The sequence below is a fragment of the Parabacteroides sp. CT06 genome (assembly GCF_002257605.1).
Classification (GTDB): domain Bacteria; phylum Bacteroidota; class Bacteroidia; order Bacteroidales; family Tannerellaceae; genus Parabacteroides; species Parabacteroides distasonis.
The window spans coordinates 2451116-2477644 of sequence record NZ_CP022754.1 but is presented as its reverse complement, the minus strand read 5'-3'; the positions used below and the strand labels follow the sequence as shown (position 1 = coordinate 2477644).

Sequence of the window (26529 nt, the reverse complement as noted above, 5' to 3'; positions counted from 1 at the left end):
AGTGCTATAGTATGAAAAAGACATTAATATATATCATCAGTGTGATAGGTTTGTTCTCTTGCGATTTGGATGAGGTTCCTGTTTCAGAGGTTTCCAAGGAACCGGTTTTCAGTACGGAGAATGGATTGGAATTATACGCGAACTCGTTCTATGAGATTTTACCGACTCCATCGGCCGCTCACCAAGCGGATAATATGTGTGATTATGCGGCGAGGGCGTTGGTTCCTAATTTTATATTGGCGGATGCCTATGGTCCTCAACAGAGCGATGGCTGGGATTGGGAAAAGCTTCGGAACATCAATTACTTTATCCAGAATTGTACGGACCCACGGGTATCGGAAAGCGTTAGGATGAATTATATAGGTTTAGCTCGTTTCTTCCGTGCTTGGTTCTACTTTGATAAGGTGAAACGCTTTGGCGACGTGCCTTGGATCAATAAGGCGATGGAGGTGGATGACCCCGATCTGTATGCGGCAAGGGATTCGAGAACCTTGGTGATGGATTCGGTCTTGGCTGATTTGGATTTCGCTTGCGAGCATATTACCTTGACGAGTGATCAGACCAGTTCCTTGATCACGAAGTATGTAGCTCAGGCTTTCAAGTCGAGAGTATGCCTGTTCGAGGGGACGTTCCGTAAGTATCATACGGAATATGGGCTGAAAGAGTCGGCGAATGCTTGGCTGAACGAGGCGGTTAAAGCGGCAGAGGATGTGATCGCTAACTCTGGTTTTAAATTGTATACGGCAAACGGTACGACGAAATCGTACCGGGATTTGTTTATCAGTGTGAAGCCGGTGACTACGGAGGTTATGCTTGCCGCTGTTTGTGATAAGTCCTTGAGCGTATTGAATGACGCTAACTGGTATTGGACAAGCGCTACATATGGTCCCCGTCTGAATTTGATCCGTACGTTCGTGAATACTTATTTGATGGAGGACGGTACTCCTTTTACGGACAAGGAGGGATATAAGACCATGGTCTTTATGGATGAGGTGAAGAATCGTGATAAACGTTTGCAACAAACCATCCGTATGGGGGATTATAAGCGTATTGATGGGGGGGTGCAAACGCCCGCTCCTCCGATCTTCTCTTATACCTATACCGGTTATCAACCTATTAAGTATTGCCTGGATGATGTGTTTTATGATAGCGGTGCGAATAATGATAATTCGATTCCTTTGATTCGTTTCGCCGAGGTATTATTGAACTATGCGGAAGCGAAAGCGGAGCTTGGAGTCTTCACGGATGCGGATTGGGAAAAAACGATCGGTGCTTTACGGGGTAGAGCGGGGATAACAGGAGGTTTGACAGCTAGACCGACAAAGGCTGATCCTTACCTGCAAGCGAATTATTTCCCGGAAATAACAGATCCCAGTTTGCTGGAGATCCGTCGTGAGAGAGGTATCGAATTGGTATTCGAGGGTTTGCGTTTCAGTGATTTGTTACGTTGGAAAAAAGGGAATCTGATGACAATGCCTTGGAATGGTTTCTATGTCCCGGAATTGGATAAGCCGATGGATTTAAATGAAGATGGTATCTTGGATGTATGTTTTACGATGAATGAGAACGTGGAGAACCCGATATCGGGAGTGACCTACGTGGTCGTTTCCGAGATGAAGGCCGGTAAGGTAAATCCGCAGCGTTTATCAGGGAATACGAAAGGAGAATTGACTTGGTTGAATAATATTCCCCGGGTATGGGAGGATAAGCATTATCTATATCCTATTCCGGACTTGGATATTATCATGAATCCGAACTTGACACAAAATCCGGGTTGGTAACTAAAAAAAGAATGAATCATGAAAAAGTTAATTATATTCGTGTCATTGCTGTTCTTGGCGATGGCTTATGGAAAAGCGGAAGATAAGGAGGTCTTAAAGATCGCTACTTTTAATTTGAGGATGGATACTCCATCCGATGGGGAGAACGCTTGGTTTCACCGGAAAGATATGGTGAATGACTTAATCCGTTTTTATGGTTTCGATTTATTCGGGACTCAAGAAGGATTTACGCATCAATTAAACGATATCTTGCGGTTAAGCGACTACCGGTTTATTGGTGTAGGACGGGATGATGGAAAAGATGCCGGAGAGCACTGCGCCATATTTTATCGTTCAGATCGGTTCAAGGTGTTGGATCAAGGTGATTTCTGGTTATCGGAACATCCCGAGAAACCCGGTAGAGGTTGGGATGGTACTTGCTGTAACCGGATTTGTACTTGGGGGAAGTTTGAGGACTTGAAGAACCATAAACAATTTTATTTCTTTAATGTACATTATGAGTACGAGGGAGATGTGGCCCGTAGGGAATCTTCTAACTTAATGATCTCACGGATCAAAAGTATCGCCGGTAATCAGCCTGTATTCCTGACAGGCGATTTCAATGCGTTTCCTACCGAAGAACCGATCCGTATTTTAAATGATAGCGGTTTCTTGAACGACTCTTATAAGATCACCAAGGAAGCCCCGTTCGGTCCGGTCTGTACCTATCACGGATATGATAGTACGATCAAGACAGAGGAGCGTCTGGATTATATTTGGGTAACCGACAGTATCCAAATTGATAAATACGGTGTATTAACGAACACATTATACGGACATACACCTTCGGATCATTTCCCGGTGATGGTCGTGGCTGAGTTCTAATATTATCTCAATGTGTCCGATCCCTGAACTCCGAGGGCGTGACCCCTTCTTTCTTCTTGAAGAATGTGGAGAATTGGCCGGCATTCTCGAAATGTAGGCTATAGGCGATCTCGGAGATCGTCAAAGGGGTACTAGTCAGAAGCTCTTTCGCACGAAGGAGCTTCTGTTGTAATTGATATTGGGCGGGGGAGACGCCGGTGTATTCCTTAAACATCCGGCGAAACCATGAATAACCTAAACCAAGACGGGCAGCGATCTCTTCTGGACTTAATGGGTCCTCGATGTTCTCCTTCATTAATATACGTGCCTCGTTGATTTTATCTACGACATAGGTGTTCGTGAAGGAGTTGTTCTTTTCCTTATAATATACGGAGCCTAATATATGAAGCACGATACTGGAGATCATCTGTTGGTAACCGGATTTCTCCTCCGAGGCGAACTTCAGTATATCCTCATAAAGTCCGACGATCGTAGCGCTCAGCCCGATCCGGTGTAGCGGCTCTTCCTTGGTAAAGAATTTCTTCTCCACACGTTTATCGATATGAATGCCCCGGAAACCTACCCAATACTCATCCCATCCCGTTTCCCGGTCCGGATAATAACTATGCCATTCCCCGGGGAAAAGGAGGATCATCGTCCCTGCGTTTATCTTTTGCGATTTACAAGACTGGGAGGAAAAGTACCCGCTACCTTTCGTTATATATACCAATTGATACTCATTCAGGATACGTCCGGTCTGAGGCTTGAAATTATACTTCTCCGGATGCCGGGAAAGCGGATAGGCGCAACCCGGCGGGATGAATTGATATCCGACCGTCGTGACGACGATTCCCCATTCCTCATCCGTAGCGCTGATCGTCAAGTAACGTAGTAAATCATTCCGCAGTTCGTTCATGTCAGATTTGAAAGGTTTAAAATCATTTTCGTAAGCAAATATAGCAATAATGCTTCTACTTTTGCTTTCGTCAAACAAATAACTTTGTTAAGCCATGAAGGAATATAATTTTCTAGCCTTTGATATAGGGGCTACCAGTGGACGGGCCGTGCTCGGAACCTTAAAGGATGCCAAATTTGAAATGAAAGAGATCCATCGGTTCCCGAATCCGATGGTGGAATTACACGGACGGTTTTATTGGGATATCTATCATCTTTATACTTCTCTTATAGAAAGCTTGACGATATGCGCCCGGCAAAGAATCCGGTTGCACTCGATCGGAATAGATACATGGGGAGTGGATTTTGGGTATGTGGCTTTGGATGGCTCTTTATTGGGCTTACCTCGTGCTTACCGAGATCCTTATACGGACGGCGCTCCCGAGGACTTTTTCAAACGGATTCCCAAGGAAGAGGTCTATAAGCGAACAGGTATTCAAGTGATGCCGTTTAATAGCTTGTTCCAGCTTTTCAGGGCGGGGCAAGACTCGTTTATACCGCAGGAAGTGGCGGAAAAGATATTATTCATACCGGACCTTTTGGCTTATATGTTGACGGAGCGTATGGTATGTGAATATACGATCGCTTCCACGTCTCAATTATTGAACCCGGAAACCCATAAATTCGATTACAAGCTCTTGGAGGCCGTGGGTGTATCTCCTACTTTGATGTGTCCAGTGGTGATGCCGGGAACGTTGATCGGACGGTTGAGCGAGTCGATCGCCCGTAAGACAGGAATCGGGGAAATCCCGGTAATCGCCGTGGCCGGTCACGATACGGCGTCGGCGGTAGCCGCTGTTCCTGCTTCTTCTCCTAATTTCGCTTACTTGAGTAGCGGTACTTGGAGCTTGATGGGTATCGAGGTGGAGAAGCCGATTATCAACGAGGTCTCTTTCAAGAATAATTTCACGAATGAGGGGGGCATCGAGGGTACGACTCGCTTTTTGAAGAATATTACAGGTATGTGGATCTTGGAACGTTGCCGGGAGCAATGGAAGCGGTCCGGATTGGATTATTCGTACGATGATATGGTTCGGATGGCGGAGTTGAGCGAATTTACTTCTTTGATCAATCCGGATGATCCCCGTTTCGCCAATCCAGAGAATATGCTACGTGAGATCACGGCCTATTGTGAGGAAACCGGACAGGCTGTTCCCGCTTCGGACGCCGATTATATACATTGTATATTTTATAGCTTGGCGAATCGTTATAAAGAGGTGTTGGAAATACTCAAATCGATGTCGCCACATCCGATTGAACGATTGCATGTGATAGGTGGTGGCTCTCGGAACGATCTGCTGAATCAGTTGACAGCCAACGCTATCGGTATTCCCGTATTGGCAGGCCCGTCTGAGGCGACAGCCATTGGAAATTGCTTGATACAGGCTAAGTCGGCAGGATTACTGACGGATTGTTGGGAGATGCGAAGACTGATAGCCACCGCATTCCCTCCCAAGGAATTTTATCCGGAAAGGTGATACACATTCAAATCATATAAATTTAAAAACATCATACCATGACAAAAGACAGTTTAATTCAACAGGCATTTGAAGTAGCGGCAGAACGCTATGCGGCCGTAGGTGTAGACGTTCGTAAAGCTTTAGAGGATATGAAGAAAATATCCCTATCCCTGCATTGCTGGCAGGCCGATGACGTAAGCGGTTTCGAGAACCAAGGCGGCTCCTTGACCGGTGGTATACAAGTGACCGGCAATTATCCGGGACGTGCCCGTACTATCGACGAGTTGCGTCGGGATGTATTGAAGGCGAAATCCTATATCCCCGGTAATCATCGGCTTAGTCTGCATGAGATCTACGGGGATTTCCAAGGGGAGAAAGTAGACCGTGACGAGGTAGAACCCCATCATTTCGAGAGCTGGATACAATGGGCGAAAGAGAATGATTTCAAGCTAGACTTCAACAGTACCTCTTTCTCGCACCCTAAAAGCGGAGATTTGACCTTGGCTAACCCCAGCGATGATATCCGTAACTTCTGGATCGAGCATACGAAGCGTTGTCGCTGGATCAGCGATGAGATGGGTAAAGCCCAGAACGATCCTTGCATGATGAACCTTTGGATACATGACGGGAGCAAGGAAGTACCGGCCAGCCGCTTACGTTATCGCCGTATCTTGGAGGAATCGCTGGATGAGATATTCGCTACCGAATATAAATGGATGAAAGATTGTATCGAGGCGAAACTCTTCGGTATCGGCTTGGAGAGTTATACGGTAGGTTCCTATGATTTTTATTTGGGCTACGGAGCGAAAAAGAATAAGATCGTTACCTTGGACACCGGCCATTTCCATTTGACGGAAAGTATCGCCGATAAGGTTTCCTCGTTATTGCTGTTTACGCCCGAGATCATGTTGCACGTAAGTCGTCCGATCCGTTGGGATAGCGATCATGTCGTGATCTTGAATGACGATGTGCAGGATTTAGCCCGTGAGATCGTGCGTTGCGACGCCTTGGACCGGGTACATATCGGTTTGGATTATTTCGACGCTACCATCAATCGTATCGGTGCTTATGTCATTGGTAGCCGTGCCACGCAAAAAGCCTTTATGCTCGCTTTGCTGGAGCCGATCGCCTTGCTTCGCCAGTACGAGGATGAGGGTAAGTATTTCCAGCGTCTTGCCTTGCAGGAGGAAGCGAAGAGTCTGCCTTGGGGTGCGGTTTGGGATATGTATTGTCTGCAAAGTGGGGTCCCCGTAGGAGAGTCTTATATCGCTGAGATCGAGAAATATGAGTCCGACGTTACCTCAAGACGGCAATGATAGAGATCGGGATCGGGTTGTTGATCATCGCGATCGGCAGTTTCGGGCAGAGTAGCTCGTACGTGCCGATCAATAAGATCCGGGATTGGAGTTGGGAAAGCTTTTGGTTGGTGCAAGGTATCTTCGCTTGGTTGGTTTTCCCTTATCTCGGGGCGATGTTGGCGGTACCGGAAGGGAGTACCTTGCTGGAGCTATGGTGTTCGCCGGGTAGCTTGGGAGCGGTTATTTATGGCATGCTCTGGGGTGTCGGCGGGTTGACTTTCGGGTTGAGTATGCGTTATCTGGGCGTAGCTTTGGGACAGAGCATCGCCTTGGGTACATGCGCCGGCTTTGGTACGCTCTTCCCGGCTTTGTTCGGTGGAACGAATCTGTTTGAGGGAACCGGATTGATCCTGTTGACCGGTGTTTGCATTACCTTAGCGGGTATCGCCGTGATCGGTTACGCCGGAAGCCTGCGGGCCCGGAATATGAGTGAGGAGGAGAAGAAAGCGGCGGTGAAGGATTTTGCCTTGACTAAGGGCTTGGCGGTAGCCTTGCTTGCCGGTGTGATGAGCGCCTGCTTCAATTTGGGTTTGGAATCGGGAAACGAGGTGCTGGCGAAAGCGAAAGAGGCGGGAGCTAGCGATCTGTTCGCCTTGAATCCCGTGATACTGTTGGTTACTTTGGGCGGCTTTTGTACGAACGCTGTGTATTGTATTTTCCAGAACGTGAAAAACGGGACGGGCAAGGATTATTTCTCGGTATCGGGAGGTACATTGCTGAATAATGTCTTATTTTGCGCTTTGGCAGGCGTGCTTTGGTACTCGCAGTTCTTCGGACTGGGGATGGGAAAGAGCTATTTCTCGGATTCCCCGGTTATGCTGGCTTTCTCGTGGAGTATCCTGATGTCGTTGAATGTTATTTTCAGTAATGTCTGGGGCATCTTATTAAAAGAATGGAAGGGCGTGGATCGCCGGACAATCGTGGTATTGATTACCGGCATGTGTATCTTGATCCTTTCCTTATTATATCCGAATATAGTTTAATTAAAATAGACATGATAATACTAAGAAACAATGAACGCCTGATGGCGGAAATAGATCGTATCGCCGAGGTCGCCGGCTATTTGTGGACCAAGGGTTGGGCTGAGCGAAACGGCGGGAATATATCGGTGAACCTGACTACTTTATTGAGCGAGGAGGAGAAGGCGTTGCCGGCTTTGGTTTCCTCGATCCCCTTGCAAGAGGCGATGACGGCCTTATGTGGGCACGTCTTTTATGTGACGGGTACCGGAAAACGGATGCGTTACGTGGCGAAAGATCCTTTCGCCAACGGCTCTTTGATCCGTATCGCCGCCGATGGGAAATCGTATGATATCCTAGCGGAGCAACCGATCCCACCGACTTCCGAATTGCCTTCCCATTTGTTGATGCACAATTTCTTGCGTGCGAAGGGACGGGATAACCGGGTGGTATTGCATACGCATCCGACGGATATTATCGGCATGACGCATTGCAAGCCGTTCTTGGATTCGGAGAAGATTACCCGCACGTTATGGAGTATGATCCCGGAATGTCGGATTATCGTGCCGAAAGGGGTCGGTATCGTTCCTTACGAGATACCGGGCACTTTGGCGTTGGCGCACGCTACGATCCGTCAGTTGGAGGAGCACGACGTGGTGTTCTGGGAGAAGCACGGTATCCTTGCCGTCGGTGAGGACCTGATCGAGTGCTTCGATGCGATTGATACGTTGAGTAAATCCGCCCAGATCTATTTCAGTGCCCGCATGACCGGTTACGAGCCGGAAGGTATGACGGATCAGCAATTGGATGACTTGGTTCCGGCTTTTGGACTCTAGCGTATGCGAAAGAAATTAATCATTCTATTCATAGGGATCGGTTCGTTCACGTTGTTCGCCCAGCAGCGAGACCATCGGACACGGGAGTATATCGCTCCGGTCCGTATTGTCTGGCAGCAAAATAGTTCGCGAATTACGGGAGCGAACTATTTGCTTGTTCCGGGCAACGGACAGTCGGATTTGGCGAATAATCGGTTGTGTGTGTTGAAAAGTACGCCAACCGAACATCCTGCTTTGCTGCTTGATTTCGGGAAGGAGTTGCAAGGCGGTCTTCAGTTGGTGACCGGCATGCCATCGTCTCACGATCCGGTTTCCGTGCGGGTTCGTTTCGGCGAGTCCGTTAGTGAGGCTATGTGCGAGATAGATGGTGCGAACGGGGCGAGCAACGATCATGCGATGCGGGATTTCGTGGTATCGCTCCCTTGGCTGGGCGTGCAGGAGATCGGTAATTCCGGTTTCCGTTTCGTGCGTATTGATGTATTGGGTGATTCTACGGAGTTGCAATTAAAAGAGGTCCGTGCGATCTCCACGTTTCGGGATATTCCTTATCTGGGCTCTTTCCGTTGTAATGACGAGCGGTTGAACCGGATCTGGAAGACAGGTGCGTACACGGTTCACTTGAATATGCAGGAATATCTATGGGACGGCGTAAAACGGGATCGTCTGGTCTGGGTGGGGGATTTACATCCGGAGGTAATGACGGTCAGTACCGTCTTCGGTTATAATGAGGTGGTTTCTAAGAGCTTGGATTTGATTCGGGATATTACGCCGCTGCCTAGTTGGATGAACGGTATCAGTTCGTACTCGATCTGGTGGTTGTTGATTCAGCGGGATTGGTATTATTACCAAGGGAATCTTGCGTATCTACAAGAGCAACGCTCTTATATGACTGCTTTGTTGCGTCACTTGATATCGAAGGTTGACCCAAGTGGACAAGAGAGACTGGATGGAAACCGTTTCTTGGATTGGCCTTCCAGTGAGAATACACCCGCTATCGATGCCGGCCTTCAATCGCTGATGATACAAGCCATGCGTGCGGGAGAGGAGTTATGTACCGTTTTAGGTGAGGATGCGTTGGCCTCGGAATGCCGTATGGTAGCTTCCAAGGCTATTAAGTTTTCCCTTCGGAAGAAATTCCGGTTCCCTTCGGAGAAAGATCGGATTACGCCCGGGGACAAACAGGCCGCCGCTTTGATGGCTCTGGCGGGTATCATGGATGCTAAGGAGGCGAACGAGCGTTGCTTGGCGGTGGACGGGGCGAAAGGCTTCTCTACGTTTTACGGGTATTATATGCTACGGGCGATGGCGTTGGCTGGTAATTACCAAGGTGCGTTAGATGTGATCCGTACGTATTGGGGAGCTATGCTGGATGTAGGTGCTACTACGTTTTGGGAGGATTTCAATATGGAATGGCTTCCGGATGCAGGGCGTATTGATGAGCTGGTCCCCGCGGGAAAGAAAGATATTCATGGAGATTATGGGGCGTATTGCTATCAAGGTTTCCGCCATAGCTTGTGCCATGGATGGGCTTCGGGTCCCACATCGTGGTTAAGCGAGTACGTATTGGGCGTACAAGTGGTGGAACCGGGTTGCCGTACGGTACGTATCATCCCACATCTGGGAGATCTCGAATGGGTGGAAGGTACGTTTCCCACGCCTTATGGGGTGATTGAGATCCGGCATGAGAAAGGTGCGGACGGTAAGGTGATAAGCCATATCAACGCTCCTGAAGAAATCCGTGTTTGTATGGATTAAAACCAAATATGAATAATAAAATAAACGATGCTACTATGCGAATAAAACAGTCTATTTATATCTACGCTTTCGCCGCCCTCTTATTAGGCGGTTGCAAAAGCAATAATGAATTAACGATACCTACGAATCTCCGTACGGAATACCTTACGGAGCCTATCGGCTTGGATACTTCGTCTCCTCGCTTTACATGGGAATACTCCGGAAATGAGGAGGGCTTTAAGGCTTCCCGCTATGAGGTACGGATCGGTACGAGTCCGGACGACTTGCGGCCCTATGCGGAGGGAATGGCCCTGAAACCTCATACCCGTTATTACTGGAATGTTACGGTATGGGATGGTGAAGGGCGTCCGTGCGCTACCTCGGAGACGGCTTCTTTCGAGACCGCTAAGTTCGATCCCTCGGATTGGTCCGCCTCTTGGATTACCGATCATAAGGATAAGGAGTTCGAGCCTGCCCCTCTGTTCCGCAAGTCTTTCCCGGTAGGCAAGGAAGTGAAGGATGCCCGTGTGTACGTAGCATCCGCCGGGTATCATGAGCTATTCATCAATGGCGAGCGGGTCGGAACGAATTATCTGGACCCGGGGTATACGCATTTCGATAAACGTATTTTGTACGTGACGCATGATGTTACCTCTTTGCTGAAGCAAGGCGACAACGCCGTGGCCGCTGTTCTGGGAAACGGCTGGTACAATGAGCAGTCCGTGGCGGTCTGGAATTTTCATGAGGCACGCTGGCGGGATCGTCCCCGCCTGCTATGTGAGTTACGTATTACCTATACGGATGGTACGACGGAGGTGATTGGCTCGGACGAGACTTGGAAGACTTCCACCGGGGCCTATACCTATAATAATATATACAGCGGCGATAAATTCGATGCCCGGCTGGAAGAGGCCGGATGGAAAACCGCTCATTTCGACGATAGTAAATGGGAAGCGGCACTTCCGGCGCAGGCTCCGGCACCTCTGTTGGTAGCCCAGCAAATGCCGGGAATCCGTATCACGGAAGAGGTGAGACCCGTGTCTATGAAACGTTTCTCCGATCAATTATACGTATATTCTTTCCCGAAGAACATGTCCGGCCTTTGCCGCTTGAAGGTGAAAGGCGAGGCGGGAACCCGTATCACGTTAAAACATGGTGAGTTGTTGAAGAAAGATGGTCGCTTGGAGCAAGGCAATATCAATGTATATTATCATCCGGTCAAGCCGGACGAGGTATTCCAGATGGATGTCTTTACCTTGAAAGGTACGGGAGAGGAGGAGATCTTCATGCCTTCCTTCTCTTATCACGGTTTCCAATATGTGGAGGTGGAGAGCAGCCGCCCCGTTACTTTAACGGAAGAGAACTTGACCGGCTTGTTTATGCATACCGATGTCCGTCCGTCCGGTTCCTTCGCTTGTTCGAATCCTCTATTGAATAAGATTTGGGAGGCTACGATGCAGGCTTACCGCAGTAACCTGCACAGTATCCCGACCGATTGCCCGCAACGGGAGAAGAATGGCTGGACAGCCGACGCGCATATTGCGATCGACCTCGGTTTGCTGGGCTTCGATGGTATCACGCTTTATGAGAAATGGATGAATGATATTATCGATAACCAGCGTGAGGCGGGTGAGATTTCCGGTATCATTCCTTCCAGCGGTTGGGGATATGGCGAGTGGCCGGGTCCGGTTTGGGACGCTGTCATGTTTATCATCCCGAACGCCTTGTATGATTATTATGGCGAGTCTCGTAGTATAGAGCGCTTATATCCTACGATGTTGCGGTATCTGGATTATTTGAAGACGAAAGAGAAAGACGGTTACTTGCCTTTTGGCTTGGGTGACTGGGTGTATTGGAAAGCTACGACGAATAATGAATATACCTCTACCGCCTACTATTATCTGGATTATAAGTTGATGGCTCGCTTCGCCTCTTTGCTGGGCAAGGATGCCACTCCTTATCAAGAGAAAGCGAATACGCTCAAATCCTTGATCAACCAGAAGTTCTTCAACGCCGAGACCGGTGTGTATGCCGAAGGGACCCAAACGGCGCAAGCCTTGGCCTTGTATCTGGGACTTGTACCGGAAGGAAAGGAACAACTCGTGGCGGATAAGCTGCGTGAGGTGGTAGCGGGAAATAACTATTTCTTGGACTTCGGTCTTTTAGGCAGTAAGACCGTTCCGGCCATGCTTACGAAATATGGCTATATCGAGGATGTCATGAAGATGATCACGAAGACTGAGGCACCTTCTTGGGGATATTGGGTAGAGACGATGGGTTACTCCACATTGCCGGAGACGTGGACACTTAGTCCGAAGTTTGCCGACGCTTCCTTGAACCATGTCTTTATGGGAGATGTCTCCGCTTGGATGATGAACCAGCTGGCCGGTATCAATCATGACGACTCGGATCCGGGCTTCCGTCATATCCGTATCACTCCTCATTTCGTGAAAGAACTGGATTGGGCGAAAGGTGAGTACCATTCCGTACGCGGCCGTATCGCAAGCGAATGGAAACGGGAAGGGGATAAGGTTATGCTTACCGTGACGATTCCGGCTGATTGCTCCGCCGATATCGTGGTAGGCGATCAGACCGAGACCGTATCCGCCGGTACGCATACATTTACATATCCCGCTTAATATACTTAGTTGTAGAGACGGGGCGTGCCCCGTCTCCCACCGGCTAATAGTATCTTTAAGTTACCTTTTGGGGAGATGAGACGGGGCACGCCCCGTCTCTACAACCAGATAATTATAAACTGTTGAACTTTAAAGATTAAATTTATGAATAAGCTACTCATTGCCTTCTTTTTGTTCCTCTTGCCTTTCGGCTGGATAAAGGCGACAGCTTCATCTCATCCCGAATCCTTCCCTTGGAAAGCCCAATGGATCAATACCGAGCGTTGCCAAAGCGCCACGAACACTTGGTTGATCTACCGTAAATCATTCGGCGTGACGGATGTCCCGGACCAACTCATCGCCCGTATCGCCGCCGATTCCAAGTATTGGCTTTGGATCAACGACCAACTGGTTATCTTCGAGGGTGGCTTGAAAAGAGGACCTTCTCCTTCCGGGACTTATTACGATCCGGTAGATATCGCCCCTTACCTGACAAAGGGCTCGAACACCATCGCTATCTTGCTCTGGCATTTCGGAAAAGACGGTTTCAGTCATATCAACAGTGGGAAAGCAGCTTTGTTATTCGAGGCGATCGCTCCGGGACTGGAGATCGTCTCCGACGCGAGCTGGCAGTGCGCCTTGTATGAGGCTTATCAAAATACCGAGGCCCCTTTCCCGAATTACCGTATGCCGGAGAGTAATATCCGCTTCGATGCCCGTCAAGCGATAACAAACTGGAACCGTACGAGTTTCGAAGGTTCCCTTCCGGGGGCGGTCTGCGTCGGTAAGGCGGGGAAAGCTCCTTTCGGGGAGCTGGTGGAACGTCCGATACCCCAGTGGAAAAACAGCGGCCTGTTATCCTATGTATCCGTCCGGGAATCCTTGAGAGGCGATACCCTGTTCTGTCGTTTGCCCTATAATGCCCAGATCACTCCGTATCTGAAAGTAGAGGCGGAGGCCGGGAAGACTATCCACATCCGGATGGATAATTACGAGGGAGGAAGCGAGCGCAACGTACGTGCCGAATATATTACCCATGAGGGTGAGCAGGAATACGAAAGCTATGGCTGGATGAACGGCCATGAGGTCTATTACATCATCCCTGAGGGCGTGAAGGTGCTGGATGTGAAATACCGTGAGACCGGTTACAACACGGACCTCGCCGGCTCTTTCCATTGTGACGACCCGTTCTACGACGAGCTTTGGCAACGTTCTGCCCGTACCTTATACATAACGATGCGTGATAATTATATGGACTGTCCGGATCGTGAACGTGCCCAATGGTGGGGCGACGAGGTGAATGAGCTAGGCGAGGCTTTCTACGCCCTTTCTCCGTCCGGGCAGAAACTAGCCGTAAAAGGCATCCATGAATTAATGAATTGGCAGCGGGAGGACGGAACGCTCTACGCTCCGGTTCCGGCGGGTAATTGGGATAAGGAGCTTCCTTTACAGATGTTGGCGTCTATCGGTTGGTACGGTTTTTATACACAATATTATTATAGTGCCGACAGTAGTTTCGTTCCGGTGATATACGACCGGATGCGCCGTTACCTGCACGAGGTCTGGCAAGTCGATAAGAGTGGCTTGGTGATCGAGCGTCAAGGCGCTTGGAGTTGGGGCGACTGGGGCGAGCACGTCGATATGGGTGTATTGACCAATTGCTGGTATTATCTGGCCTTGAAAGCGGAGCGAGCCTTCGCCCTGCAACTCGGCAAGGATAAGGATGCCGATGAGATCTCCCAGATGATGCGTAGCATAGAACGTTGTTTCGACACGAAGTTCTGGACAGGTTCCGCCTATCGCTCCCCCGGCTATAAAGGGGAGACGGACGATCGCTCCCAAGCCATGGCGGTTGTTTCCGGGCTGGCCTCGAAAGATAAGTATCCGGCGCTGACGAAGGTGCTTAAAAAGGAGTATCACGCCAGCCCTTATATGGAGAAGTATGTCCTAGAGGCCCTTTTCCAGATGGGCGAGCCGACGTTTGCCTTGGAACGGATGAAGCAACGTTACACCCGTATGCTGGATTATGCCGAATATACGACCTTGTTCGAGGGATGGGGCATCGGAGCCGAGGGCTTCGGTGGCGGCACGATCAATCACGCTTGGAGCGGTGGTCCGCTTACCTTATTGAGCCAGAAGGTCTGCGGTATCGAGCCAACCTCTCCCGGCTTCCGTACCTTTAAGATCTCGCCTCAACTGGGTTCCTTATCGGAAGCCTCTGCCAGTCTAGAGACTCATTATGGAACCATCCAAGTAAGTATCAAGAAGAAAGGCAAGCGAATGAAGTTCGATCTCCAAATCCCGGAAGGCACCTCCGCCGAACTGATAAGACCGAACGGCACTCGCAAGCATCTCGACCCGGGACACCATCAAGTGGATTAGTGATCTGTGTGTTTGTTATATTTCTCAAAAACAGAAGCAAAGAATAAATATTTTGGTAAAGAACGGAATTTATCCTACATTTGTAATATATAAGTATTATATCGAAGGATATGGAAAAAGAGAAAAATAGCAAGATTACCAGAGAAGAGGCTTTGCGTCGGTTGGAGACCGCACGGAAGCTGAAGCGAGAGTATGTAGCTAAACTGGAAAAAGAGATGAAAGAAGAGTTTAAGAAACGTACAGGGCAAGAAGCTACTTATTTTGAAGTATGGTAAGCCTTAACCTTGAACGTATAAATTCTAATTCTCCTTATGCGGTAACAGCTCTTAGGGATTCTATGTGTTTCCGGTTTGTTACGGACTTTGGTGTGATTTATTATGCAAGCAGAGTATGCGCAATCGCCTTTTTGAGTTTTGGTTTCATTCCTCGCCGCGTAAATCTGATTTCGCTTTCATGTCTGCGGACATCCGAGATGCAGATGGGATACAGAATTATGCGGCGATTATTATTCGACTCGATAATCCCAATTTGAAGTCTATAGTCGCGGAGTTTACTGAAACAATACAAATGCTTAGTCAAAAGCCGGAGTAAAATGTATGTGTTTTCTCCGGCCCGGGGCACCATTGGGTGGATTAGCGATCGCCCTCTGTTTTCCTGCGGACATACACCCGGTGGCTTCCATAACCCGATATGGTGAGCCCACTCGCCGGATCGCTGCTGAGTCGTAGTAGCTCCCGGTTTGCGCTACTGCGTTTTAGTCCGGTGATAGCCATGTAGTCTTGTATGCGCAAGAATGGGTGTTCGTGAAGGTAATCCAATGCCCGCGTCCGGCGCTCCTCTTCGGTGAAGGGCGATTTCCATACACGGCTGATACCTCCCCGTCTTAAGTCGCAACGCAGGTTAGTTTCCCGTACCAGTTCCTTGTCGGCCCGGTAGTTGATGCCATTCACCTCGATGCTCCGTGCGTTACGCTTCGGTTCGTCACCATCCAGCGAGTCGATCTCCTTGTCCTTCGCTACGCCTAGGCGGGGCGTGAACGTACCGATGCCATCCAACGTGACCGACTGCCCTTCCGCCATGCAATAGGCCAGATGTTCCGCTACTGTCGTCATCACCTGTATTACGCTACCCCTGCTCAAGCCCGATCCGGGGTAGGTGATCCGTTCCACGAAATCCTCCATATCCATGTTCCGTTGTATCTTCATCCGATAATACACCGGCTTTTCCCCCGTCCCGTTCAGGTCGCACATCTCTTGCTTGATATATTCTGCCATAACTGCTACTAGGTATAATTGTTTGTATCTTCAAGTTAAAAACATTCTTCTTACTATATACAAATATACTTACTACTTGATCTATTTCCAAATTATCACCGTGGAATATATAGACCACGTCGTGATTTGTATATTCCACGTCTTGATCTGTACAGACCACGTCGTGGTTTGTAGAATTATACAGTATGCGAACAAGAATTCATCTGCTACCGATAAGGTATTTATGCGGTATCGGAGCATTATTTACTTAGGGAGAAGCGGGCAACCCTCACGTTTCCTCTGCCAAGTACGTCGACCAACCCTGCGGGATTCTCTATCTTCCCTAAACGGGTATAGCTGTAAGACGAGGAAAAGGTCTCGTAGAAAAGGACTACCGTATTCGCTCCCCATAGAAGTAGGTCGCTTGTATGGATTATACCCGAACGTATTGGTCGCGATCAAGAGTATTATACTCGTTTTCCCTGCTCGTATGCTTGCCTCAAGGTCGGGTTCCCTTCGATCTCGCCCACGTGCCACACACCACCGCAGAATAGCGTTCCTTTCACGGTCGGGTTCTCCAGACAGTCGAGGAATCCCATAAAGTTGGCCACAATGCGATCCATGATGCCGTTATCTTCTTCAGCGGCCGTGGCGATGAAGTAAAACTCCTTGTTTTTCATTTCGGTATAAGGACCGCAGCAACGGTCTATCAGCGTCTTCATCTGTGCGCTCATGGCATAGAAATAGACCGGCGTAGCCATCACGATCACATCGGCGGCAAGCATCTTTCCGATAATCTCTGCCGCGTCATCTTTTTGTGGACAAGGCTTCTTGTATTGGCTGCACACGCCGCATCCCGTGCAGGGGTGAATGGTCTTGTCTCGCAGAAAAACCTTTTCCACACGATGACCGCTTTCGATCGCCCCTTGCATAAACTCATCGCATAGCGTATCGGAATTGCCTCCACGACGGGGGCTGGAAGATAAAATCAATACATTTTTCATGTTTACTGTTATTTATTAGGTTCTACATTCATTTTTAGGATACAAAAATAGCGAGATAATCCCTATCTTGCGGTAGACAAATTACGGATGTTATGACCCTAATTACATAATAATACGGAAGAATGATCACAACGGACTCCGGTGAGCAAGTCGAGGCACTTGCTCCCATCATCATTTCGGCCAGCCGGTCAACGGATATCCCGGCCTTTTATGTCAAGTGGTTCTTTAATCGTTTGGCCAAGGGGTATTGTGTTTGGTATAATCCGTTTAATCGGCGGAAGATGTATGTGTCGTTTGAGCGGTGTAAGGCAATCGTGTTTTGGACAAAGAACCCGAAGCTGATATTGCCTTATTTGCATGAGTTGGATAGGAGGGGTATCCATTATTATTTCCAGTTCACGTTGAATGACTATGTGAGCGAAGGCTTTGAGCCGAATGTGCCGAGCGTTACGCAACGGGTGGAGACATTTCGGGAGTTGTCGGAAATGATAGGGAAGGAACGGGTGATCTGGCGATTTGATCCGTTGATTATGACTCCATCTATCACGCCTCGTGTCTTGCTTAGCCGTATTTGGAAGATCGGCAATCTGTTGAAAGGATATACTGATAAGCTCGTGTTCAGTTTCGTAGATGTAAAGGCGTATCGTAAGGTACAGAATAACCTTATAAAAGAGACGAATTGCTTTACGAAAGAGGATGTGGAAACCGCTGAGATGAATGCGACGCAACGTCAAGAAACTGTAGAGGGATTGGTGAAGTTGAGGGAAATTTGGGCTTCTACTGGTTGGAATGTGACACTCGCTACTTGTGCCGAGGATATTGACCTTACGGTTTATGGCATTGAACATAACCGGTGTATCGACGGTGATTTAATGGAGCGTGTGTTTGAGGAGGATTATGAATTGGTTTATTATCTTCGAACAGGCCAATTACCTGAACCGGATCTTTTTGGTACGTTTCCCGCTTTACCCGACAAACGCAAAGACCTAAAAGACAAAGGCCAACGGAAAGCCTGTGGTTGCATGATAAGCAAAGATATCGGTAGGTATAACACTTGCCGCCATTTCTGTGTCTATTGTTATGCCAATACAAGTAGGGAATGCGTACAAAAGAATGCGGTACACTATTCGGACGATAGTGAAAGTTTGATTCGAAGTTAGATTTGAAAGCAAGGTCAAATGAAGCGGCGTATTAAATTAAGCCGTCTTTTATAGTAATCGAGACCAATACTATCCTAGAATTGTGTTGTATAACATGCCGGATTTATCTATTTTTGCGCCCAATACGAAAGGTTAAGAATAGGAAGTTTTAGGTATGGCAAAAAAGAAAGGTAAGCCTCAACCCCGGAAAAGCAAGAAGAAGCGGGCATCATCATTCATGTCCTCTGTAAAGAAGATGCTTCTTGGCGTTTTTGCGGTAGTTGTTTGTTTTATCGGTGTATTATTCATATATAACTGGTTTTATCCGGTATCCAAGACACGGCTTGTAGAGAAGAAACAGGATCGGGCGGAGGCAATAGTCCGTCCGAAGATCTCGGACAAAGGCGGCTCCGGAACATCGGGTAAGAAAGCCGCACAAGCGACGAAAAACAAGCAAACGACGAACCCAAAGAAAGAGACCTCCGCTTATACTTTTCAAGGGGGAGCTGAGATACCGAGACTAAAGAATAAACAAAAAGAGCAGGTTATAAAGCATGAGGGCTATACGGTTTCTTATAATTCCGATTATAAGATCGCCAATTGGGTAGCCTATGAACTGACCTCGAAAGAGGCGACAAGTAAGAAGAACGAGCGGTCTAATAAGTTCGTCTCGGACCCCATGGTGAAAGGGGCTACCGCCACGAACGAGGACTATACCCGTTCCGGCTATGACCGAGGACATATGGCGCCTGCTGGCGATATGAAATGGTCCGCCAAGGCCATGCGAGAATCATTCTACCTAAGTAATATCTGTCCGCAAAAGCCCGGCTTGAACCGGGGTATCTGGAAAGATCTGGAAGAACAGGCTCGTTTGTGGGCGAAAGAGAATGGCTCTTTGTTGATCGTGACCGGCCCGGTGATCACGGACGACCTGAAACGATTAGGTAAGAATCGGGTGGGAATCCCGAAGACCTTTTATAAGGTAATCTGTACGATAACGAACGGTAAACCGGAAGGGGTAGGTTTTCTGTTTGATAATAAAGACTATGGAAAGACTCCGTTGAAATCGATGATGATCCCTATCGATAGCGTTGAGAAGGTTACCGGAATTGACTTTTTCCCTTCTTTGCCTGATTCGATAGAAAATCCGATGGAAGCATACGTGAATGATGGTAGTTGGTCTTTTTAAGGCACGTTATGCTCAACAATCTCTAGGCGAGAATGTTTTATATTTACTGTGAAGAAAAAGAAATCATAATTAAATAACAAAATGCAAGTTATCATGAAAGGAAAATTAATCCCTGTGTTTGTTTTGGCAGCATTGGTTTCCTGTAGTCAACCACCCGTTAAGGAGCAAGGTCCTCGTCCAGTTAAATTGGCGGACGTTACTTCGCTGAACATGGTTGAGAAATCATTCAGTGGAGTGGTATCGCCCGATCAATTCAGTGATTTGGCGTTTAAGATGTCCGGCCCGCTGATCTCATTAAACGTGGATGAAGGCCAGAAGGTCCGTACGGGACAGATCGTGGCCGAGATCGATCCGCTGGACTTTAAATGGGAATATGAGGCGAAGAAAGCGTCTTTCCAGACCGCTGAGGCGCAATTGCAACGTGCGAAGAAGTTATTGTCCAAGCAAGCTATCTCCAAGCAAGAGTATGAGTCTACGGAAGCCTCTTACTCAAATGCCAAGGCGGCTTTCGAGTATGCGCAAAACACATTGAACCAGACAAAGCTTCGTGCGCCGTTCGATGGATTTATCCAGAAGAAATATGTGGAGAATTACCAGAAGGTACAGGCCGGACAAGGAATCGTTTGCTTGATCAACCCGAATAAGTTACAGGTCGTGTTTACGATGCCGGAGAGTAATATCAATTACTTCTCTTCTCCTTATTCTGTTTATGTGGAATTCGATAATTACAAGGGCGTTCGCTTCAAGGCGAAGGTGAAAGAATACGTGGAAGCCTCTCCGGATGGTTCCGGCGTTCCCGTATATCTGTATATCGACGATCCGAACTTTAATTTAGAGAAATATAAGGTAGCCGTAGGTTTCTCTTGCCGTGTGATCTTGAACGTGGATAGCGAGAGTTTCACGCAAGGCGCCGTATTGGTTCCGCTAGCCGCTGTCGTGGCTGACGATGCCAATAGCGATAAGTATGTGTTTGTTTATAATGGGCAGTCTCAAAAGGTTGAGCGTCGCAAGATTACCGAGTCTATGCTGATCGGCAAGGATGGCGTGATCGTAACGGATGGCTTGCGACCCGGCGAACAGGTTGTCTCAGCCGGAGCCACTCGTTTGGTGGATGGACAACAGGTAAAAGTATTAACAGATTAAGAGATAAACAATGAATATTCCAAAATATTCCTTAGAGAATCAGAAGATTATATACTTTTTCCTAGCGGTCATGCTGATAGGAGGTATATATTCTTTCTTTAAATTGCCGAAGAAGGAAGATTCTCCCTTCGTAATCAAGCAAGCGGTTTTGGTTACCCAATATCCGGGAGCGACACCTCAGGAGGTGGAGAAGCTGGTGACTGAGCCGATCGAACGGGAGATTCAGGCTATGTCGGATGTGTTCCAGATCAAATCTGAGTCTTATTTCGGTATGTCCAAGATTTCTATTGAGTTGCAGCCTACCTTGTCTCCGGATTATATGCCGGTCAAGTGGGACGAGTTGCGTCGTAAGGTGGCGAATATACAGCCTCGCCTTCCGTCTGGCGCCTCCTCGATATCCGTTAGTGATGACTTCGGTGACGTATTCGGAATTTATTATGCCTTGACGGCCGATGAGGGATATACTTACGACGACCTGCGTAATTGGGCGCAAAAGATCAAGACGGAGCTATCTCCTGTACCGGGTGTACAGAAGGTCTACCTATTCGGTGAACAGACACAAGTTGTCAACGTAAAGATCTCTATCCCGAAACTGGCTAACCTAGGTATCGACCCGAACGCTATCCAGCAGGTGATGCAAACGCAGAACTTGTTGGTGAATACGGGAGATATCAATACCGGTAATTATCAATTGCGTTTGCGTGCGGAAGGTACGTATAAGGATATACAAGATATCCGGGACCAATTGATCGTGACGAAAAGTGGCGGTGAGGTTCGTTTGGGAGATATCGCTACGGTAGAGCGTGGTTATATGGACCCTCCCTCGAACCTGATGCGTGTGGACGGTAAGCGTGCCATCGGTATCGGTGTCGCTACCGGTTCGAAAGACGATGTGGTTGCCGTGGGTAACGCCGTGGCGGATCATTTAGCGGAGATGGAGCAGCTGTTCCCGGTGGGTATGGACCTGAAAACGATCTATCCGGAGAACAAGATCGCGGATGAGGCGAACAACGGTTTTATCTTGAACTTGATCGAGTCGTTGTTGATCGTTATCGTGATTATCTTTATCGTGATGGGGTCCCGTGCCGGTATGTTGGTCGGTAGTTCGTTGTTGTTCTCGGTAGGTGGTACCTTATTGATCATGTTGATCTGGGGTGTCGGCTTGAACCGAACCTCGTTGGCGGCCTTTATTATCGCTATGGGTATGTTGGTGGATAACGCTATCGTGGTGACGGATAATGCCCAAGTCGGTATCAAGCGGGGACTTTCCCGTTATCAGGCGTTGATCGATGGCGCGACGAAACCGCAGTGGGCGTTGTTGGGCGCTACCTTTATCGCCGTATGTTCTTTCTTGCCGATGTACTTGGCACCGGCATCCGTGGCCGAGATTGTGAAACCGTTGTTTATCGTATTGGCGGTATCCTTGGGATTAAGCTGGGTCTTGGCCTTGACGCAAACGACTACCTTCGGTAATTTTATCTTGAAAGAGGCGAAACCGGGTGAGAACAAAGACCCGTACGATACGAAGCTGTACCATAAATTTGAGTCGGTATTGGGCCGTTTGATCAAGCGTAGATATGTAACGATCTCTACCGTGGTAGCTACGTTATTCCTTTCCTTGTTCGTGATGAGCATCATGCCGCAGAGTTTCTTCCCGATCATGAGCAAGCCTTATTTCCGTGCGGACTTGATCTTCCCGGAAGGATATAGCATCTACGACGTGGAGACGAACGTGAAGAAGATAGAGGAGGAATATCTTAGCAAGAATGAGAATATCAAATCATACTCGTTTACCTTGGGAGGTTCGCCGGTGCGTTATTACTTGGCCAGTTCTTCTATCGGTCCGAAGCCAAACTTCGCCAATGTGTTGATCGAGACACAAGATCCGGAGGATGCGCAAGCGGAAGAGGGTAAGTTCTACGATTATATGGTCGCTAACTATCCGAATATATTGACCCGTTCGGCTTTGTTCGCCTTGTCTCCGGTTCCGGATGCGGCGATCGAGATCGGTTTTATCGGCGATAACGTAGATACGTTGGTTGCCTTGACGCAAAGGGCGCAGGAGATCGCCCGGAATTATGATCAGGTGATGGAGGTTCGCAATAGTTGGGGTAACAAGGTTCCGGTATGGAAGCCGCTATATTCCCAAGAGAAAGGTTTGCGTCTGGGTATTACCCGTCAGCAGGTGGCTTATTCCTTGCGTTCGGCTACGAATGGCGTACCTTTGGGTGAGTATCGTGAGGGCGACGTGTTTATGCCGATCTTACTGAAAGATGCGGATAAGGATTCTATCAGTCTGAATGATATAAAGACTTTGCCGGTTTATAGCGCTAAAGGCCGTTCAGTAAAAGTGGAGCAGGTGATCGATGATTTCTCGCTGGATTATGAGTTTAACGTAGTGAGACGATTCAACCGTGAGCCGTGTATGCTTATGCAGTGTGAGCCGAAGCGTGGCGCCAATACGATGGCTGCTTTCAGTCATTTGTGGAAAGAGGTACAGGAGAAGATTCAGGTGCCGGAAGGATATAAGATGACGTATTTCGGTGAGCAATCCGAGCAAGATAAAGGTAATAAGGCGATCGCCGCTAATATCCCGTTGATGTTCGGTTTGATTTATGTCACCTTGTTATTCTTATTCCCGAAATATTACCGGAAACCGGTATTGATCATGGCGATGCTGCCGTTGATCTTCATTGGTGTGGTATTGGGATTGTTGGTGTTCGGTAAGTCCCTCGACTTCTTTGCTATGCTGGGTCTGTTGGGCTTGATCGGTATGAATATCAAGAATGCGATCGTGCTGGTGGACGAGATCGGTTTACAATTGAACGCAGGCTTGTCTCCGGTGAATGCCGTGATAGAGGCAACGAAAACCCGTATCGTTCCGGTGACGATGGCTTCCGGTACGACGATCTTAGGTATGTTGCCGTTGTTGGGTGACGCTATGTTCGCCGGTATGGCGGCTACCATCATGGGTGGTCTGTTCGTATCTACGATCTTGACGATCTTCGTGCTTCCGGTTACTTATTGTGTTTTCTTTAAGATTAAATCAGAGTAAAAGGTATGAGAAATAAAATAATCATAGGTTGTTTATTGTTGGGTGCCTTGTCCGCTAAAGCGCAAGACACCCGGCTATCGGCTGTGGAATATAAGGAACGGGTCCTTGAATACAGCCGTCAGATCAAGCAAAGCTCTGAGGAGCGTATCGCTATGCAGCATGCGATCAAGGCCGCTAAGACCGGTTTCTTCCCTTCGGTGGACTTCTCCGGCAGTTATCAGTACCGTATCAATAAATATGATTTGGATTTCGGACCGGGCATGTCCGTAGAGATGGACCATAATACGTATAGCCTAGGCGCTACGGTGAGCCAGCCCATCTATGCCGGTGGACAGATCTATAATAACTATAAGGCAGCTCAGGTACAAGGCAAGATCACCGAGCAAGCGGAAGAATTGACAACGGATAATATCGTTTATTCCGCCGATTTGAACTATTGGACGGCCGCCGCACGTAAAGGTATGTACGATGTGATGTGCCAGTATGTAGACATTGTCGGGGAGTTGGCGAACGTGTTGACGATCCGTTTCAATGACGGCCAGATCAGCAAGACCGATTTATTGCAAGTGGAGTCCCGCTTGAAAGAAGCGGAATTGAATAAAAGCTCGGCTTATAAGGAGTATCAGATTGCGTTACAGAACCTGAACTCATTGATGGGTGTGTCTCCGTTAGACCCGATCGAGGTGGAAGATTCCATTACGACCTATTTGGCCTTGCCGTTGCAAGTAGGAGAGGATGTAGCTCTTCGGAATCGTCCGGACTACGCTATTTCCGAGTTGAACATAGAGTATCAAAAGAGACAGATCAATTTGTCGAAGGCGAAATATAACCCGTCTTTGGCGATCGGTTTTCAAGGTACTTGGGGTACGCCGATGTTGAACGTGAAAGGTTCGGACCAGTTGTGGACTCCGGCCGTCTTCGCTTCCTTGAAGATACCTTTGTTCCGTTGGGGAGCCCGTTTCAAGGAGGTAAATTCCCAGAAGGCTATCCTTCGTAGTAAGGAATACGCCTTGGACAATACGCGTGATAAGATCGCTCAAGAGGTAGCGAACGCATGGACAAGCCTAACCGAGTATACGAAACAAATTACCGTCGCGGAAGAGGCTTGTAAGATTGCCGAGGAGAACCTTGATTTGAATACCTTCAGCTACAACGAGGGTAAACTACCGATCTTGGATGTGCTCTCCGCCCAATTGTCATGGATTCAGTCTTACAGTAGCTTGATCCAGACTTGGTATCAGCAAAAGGCTTCTTTAGCCCAATATAACAAGGCTATAGGTATCCGCCGTTTGCAGTAAAAGAAACATTTTATACTTAGAAGACAAGGTCCCTTATTTTGGAAACGAGATAAGGGACCTTCTCTATGAAATAAAACGTCCTTTATACCGTTAGGTAAACTGAAGATTGCTACATTTGCATACAATCTCGTCTGTTTGGGACACTCCTTGGAACCCGGACTTTTAAGTAGAATGATGAAATAATAAGATGTATACAAAGTTACTAGATAAACAAACGAAACTTGCCCTAATCGGACTAGGATATGTCGGGCTTCCTATCGCGATGGAATTCGCTAAACATGTTTCCGTTATCGGATTTGATATCAACGAGGATCGCTTGGACAAGCTTCGGAACTGTATTGATCCGTGTGGTGAGCTTCCTACTGAGGTATTTGAACATAAAGATATCACATTTACTTCTTCTATAGAAAAGTTGCGGGAGGCTTCCTTTTACGTTATAGCTGTTCCTACCCCGATAGACAGCCATAACGAGCCGGATCTATCCCCTTTGTTGGGTGCGACCCGCACGGTAGGCAAAGTCCTTAAACGAGGCGATTATGTAGTATACGAATCTACCGTATATCCGGGATGTACGGAAGAGGATTGCATCCCGATCTTGGAGGAGGTTTCAGGGTTGAGAGTAGGAGAGGACTTTAAGGTTGGATACTCACCGGAACGAATCAATCCGGGTGATAAGGTACATACCTTGGTAAATACCGTGAAGATCGTTTCCGGCTGCGATGCCGAAGCTTTGGAAACGATATCGGACGTCTATAAGCTGGTCGTTCAAGCGGGGTTGCACCGTGCGCCTAGTATCAAGGTAGCCGAAGCCGCCAAGATTATCGAGAATACCCAGCGTGATGTGAATATAGCCCTTATGAACGAGCTTTCCATTATTTTCGATCGAATGGGGGTAAATACGTTTGATGTCTTGAAAGCCGCCGGAACGAAATGGAATTTCCTGCCTTTCTCTCCCGGATTGGTAGGTGGGCATTGTATAGGGGTAGATCCTTACTATCTGGTGCATAAAGCCAAAGAATTGCAATATCACACGAAGATGATCAACTCCGGTCGCTACGTGAACGATTCCATGGGACGGTATATCGGAAAGAAGGTCGTGAAAAAGATTATCTCGCAGGGGAAAAATATCCTAGGAGCGCATGTGTTGGTGATGGGTATGACTTTTAAGGAAAACGTATCGGATATACGTAACTCGAAAGTAGCCGATATTATCAATGAGTTTAAGGACTTCGGAGCCGAGGTCGATGTGATGGATCCGTTCGCTTCCCCTTTGGAAGTATTGCAAGAGTACGGTATCCGGTTAGTAGAGAGGCCCGGGAAGAAATATGACGCGGTAGTGGTAGCTGTCGCTCATACGACTTATTTGAAGCTGGATGAGTCCTACTTCATGTCGATCACGAACGAACATGCCGTGTTGGCGGACGTGAAAGGAGTCTATCGAGGTAGCATCCATCAGATGATCTATTGGAGTCTGTAATTGTTAAAAAGTAACACAAGCTGCAAAGAAATTTCGATAAACTTAA

The 26529-nt window shown here is 48.0% G+C and carries 21 protein-coding genes; 17 read left to right on the top strand and 4 right to left on the bottom strand.

Annotation, left to right across the window (positions count from 1 at the left end; genetic code table 11):
* Positions 1–11 precede the first annotated feature (11 nt).
* Both CI960_RS10805 and CI960_RS10800 read left to right on the top strand, forming a co-directional pair.
* Complete coding sequence (locus CI960_RS10805) at positions 12–1781, top strand: RagB/SusD family nutrient uptake outer membrane protein (protein WP_005856466.1); 1770 nt, start codon at positions 12–14, stop codon at positions 1779–1781.
* A gap of 18 nt (positions 1782–1799) precedes the next feature.
* Positions 1800–2645, top strand: coding sequence for an endonuclease/exonuclease/phosphatase family protein (locus tag CI960_RS10800; protein WP_005856468.1), 846 nt, complete (start codon positions 1800–1802; stop codon positions 2643–2645).
* A gap of 7 nt (positions 2646–2652) precedes the next feature.
* Here CI960_RS10800 and CI960_RS10795 read toward each other — a convergent pair whose 3' ends face one another.
* Complete coding sequence (locus CI960_RS10795) at positions 2653–3540, bottom strand: AraC family transcriptional regulator (RefSeq protein ID WP_005856470.1); 888 nt, start codon at positions 3538–3540, stop codon at positions 2653–2655.
* Positions 3541–3634: 94 nt separating this feature from the next.
* On the opposite strand from CI960_RS10795, the gene CI960_RS10790 reads away from it, so the two are divergent.
* The 9 genes from CI960_RS10790 to CI960_RS23650 all read left to right on the top strand — a co-directional run bounded on the left by CI960_RS10790 (position 3635) and on the right by CI960_RS23650 (position 15516).
* Entirely contained in the window at positions 3635–5056 is a 1422-nt protein-coding gene (locus CI960_RS10790) for a rhamnulokinase family protein (RefSeq protein WP_005856473.1), read from the top strand.
* Between the two features lie 38 nt (positions 5057–5094).
* Positions 5095–6354: an L-rhamnose isomerase gene (locus CI960_RS10785; RefSeq protein ID WP_005856475.1), complete on the top strand. Its 1260-nt coding sequence runs from the start codon at positions 5095–5097 to the stop codon at positions 6352–6354.
* The gene (gene rhaT / locus CI960_RS10780; RefSeq protein ID WP_085931216.1) at positions 6354–7379 is read left to right on the top strand and encodes an L-rhamnose/proton symporter RhaT; all 1026 of its coding nucleotides are present in this window, start codon (positions 6354–6356) and stop codon (positions 7377–7379) included. The genes CI960_RS10785 and rhaT overlap by 1 nt, the downstream gene beginning before the upstream one ends.
* A gap of 11 nt (positions 7380–7390) precedes the next feature.
* Entirely contained in the window at positions 7391–8191 is an 801-nt protein-coding gene (gene rhaD / locus CI960_RS10775; protein ID WP_005856479.1) for a rhamnulose-1-phosphate aldolase, read from the top strand.
* A gap of 3 nt (positions 8192–8194) precedes the next feature.
* Complete coding sequence (locus tag CI960_RS10770; protein ID WP_005856481.1) at positions 8195–9946, top strand: alpha-L-rhamnosidase C-terminal domain-containing protein; 1752 nt, start codon at positions 8195–8197, stop codon at positions 9944–9946.
* Positions 9947–9981: 35 nt separating this feature from the next.
* On the top strand, positions 9982–12564 hold the full coding sequence (locus CI960_RS10765; RefSeq protein ID WP_005856484.1) for a family 78 glycoside hydrolase catalytic domain: 2583 nt from the start codon (positions 9982–9984) through the stop codon (positions 12562–12564).
* Between the two features lie 144 nt (positions 12565–12708).
* The gene (locus tag CI960_RS10760; protein WP_005856486.1) at positions 12709–14925 is read left to right on the top strand and encodes an alpha-L-rhamnosidase C-terminal domain-containing protein; all 2217 of its coding nucleotides are present in this window, start codon (positions 12709–12711) and stop codon (positions 14923–14925) included.
* 110 nt (positions 14926–15035) lie between these two features.
* Positions 15036–15200: a hypothetical protein gene (locus CI960_RS23410; RefSeq protein WP_005856488.1), complete on the top strand. Its 165-nt coding sequence runs from the start codon at positions 15036–15038 to the stop codon at positions 15198–15200.
* A gap of 115 nt (positions 15201–15315) precedes the next feature.
* Entirely contained in the window at positions 15316–15516 is a 201-nt protein-coding gene (locus CI960_RS23650; protein WP_224202317.1) for a DUF6169 family protein, read from the top strand.
* A gap of 41 nt (positions 15517–15557) precedes the next feature.
* On the opposite strand, the gene CI960_RS10750 is transcribed toward CI960_RS23650, so the two are convergent.
* The 3 genes from CI960_RS10750 to CI960_RS10745 all read right to left on the bottom strand — a co-directional run bounded on the left by CI960_RS10750 (position 15558) and on the right by CI960_RS10745 (position 17182).
* Positions 15558–16199: a hypothetical protein gene (locus CI960_RS10750; protein ID WP_005856492.1), complete on the bottom strand. Its 642-nt coding sequence runs from the start codon at positions 16197–16199 to the stop codon at positions 15558–15560.
* Between the two features lie 239 nt (positions 16200–16438).
* Positions 16439–16612: a cyclophilin-like fold protein gene (locus CI960_RS23405; RefSeq protein WP_309568411.1), complete on the bottom strand. Its 174-nt coding sequence runs from the start codon at positions 16610–16612 to the stop codon at positions 16439–16441.
* A gap of 33 nt (positions 16613–16645) precedes the next feature.
* Complete coding sequence (locus tag CI960_RS10745; RefSeq protein WP_005856494.1) at positions 16646–17182, bottom strand: flavodoxin family protein; 537 nt, start codon at positions 17180–17182, stop codon at positions 16646–16648.
* Between the two features lie 122 nt (positions 17183–17304).
* Between CI960_RS10745 and CI960_RS10740 the strand changes: the two genes are divergently transcribed.
* The 6 genes from CI960_RS10740 (at position 17305) to CI960_RS10715 (ending at position 26483) form a co-directional block, all read left to right on the top strand.
* The gene (locus CI960_RS10740) at positions 17305–18342 is read left to right on the top strand and encodes a DUF1848 domain-containing protein (RefSeq protein WP_005856496.1); all 1038 of its coding nucleotides are present in this window, start codon (positions 17305–17307) and stop codon (positions 18340–18342) included.
* Positions 18343–18496: 154 nt separating this feature from the next.
* Entirely contained in the window at positions 18497–19510 is a 1014-nt protein-coding gene (locus CI960_RS10735) for a DNA/RNA non-specific endonuclease (protein ID WP_005856498.1), read from the top strand.
* Between the two features lie 93 nt (positions 19511–19603).
* The gene (locus CI960_RS10730) at positions 19604–20653 is read left to right on the top strand and encodes an efflux RND transporter periplasmic adaptor subunit (protein ID WP_008778321.1); all 1050 of its coding nucleotides are present in this window, start codon (positions 19604–19606) and stop codon (positions 20651–20653) included.
* A 10-nt stretch (positions 20654–20663) separates the two neighbouring features.
* Positions 20664–23708: an efflux RND transporter permease subunit gene (locus CI960_RS10725; RefSeq protein ID WP_005856503.1), complete on the top strand. Its 3045-nt coding sequence runs from the start codon at positions 20664–20666 to the stop codon at positions 23706–23708.
* A 5-nt stretch (positions 23709–23713) separates the two neighbouring features.
* The gene (locus CI960_RS10720) at positions 23714–25006 is read left to right on the top strand and encodes a TolC family protein (protein WP_005856505.1); all 1293 of its coding nucleotides are present in this window, start codon (positions 23714–23716) and stop codon (positions 25004–25006) included.
* A gap of 187 nt (positions 25007–25193) precedes the next feature.
* On the top strand, positions 25194–26483 hold the full coding sequence (locus CI960_RS10715; RefSeq protein ID WP_005856507.1) for a nucleotide sugar dehydrogenase: 1290 nt from the start codon (positions 25194–25196) through the stop codon (positions 26481–26483).
* Positions 26484–26529 lie beyond the last annotated feature (46 nt).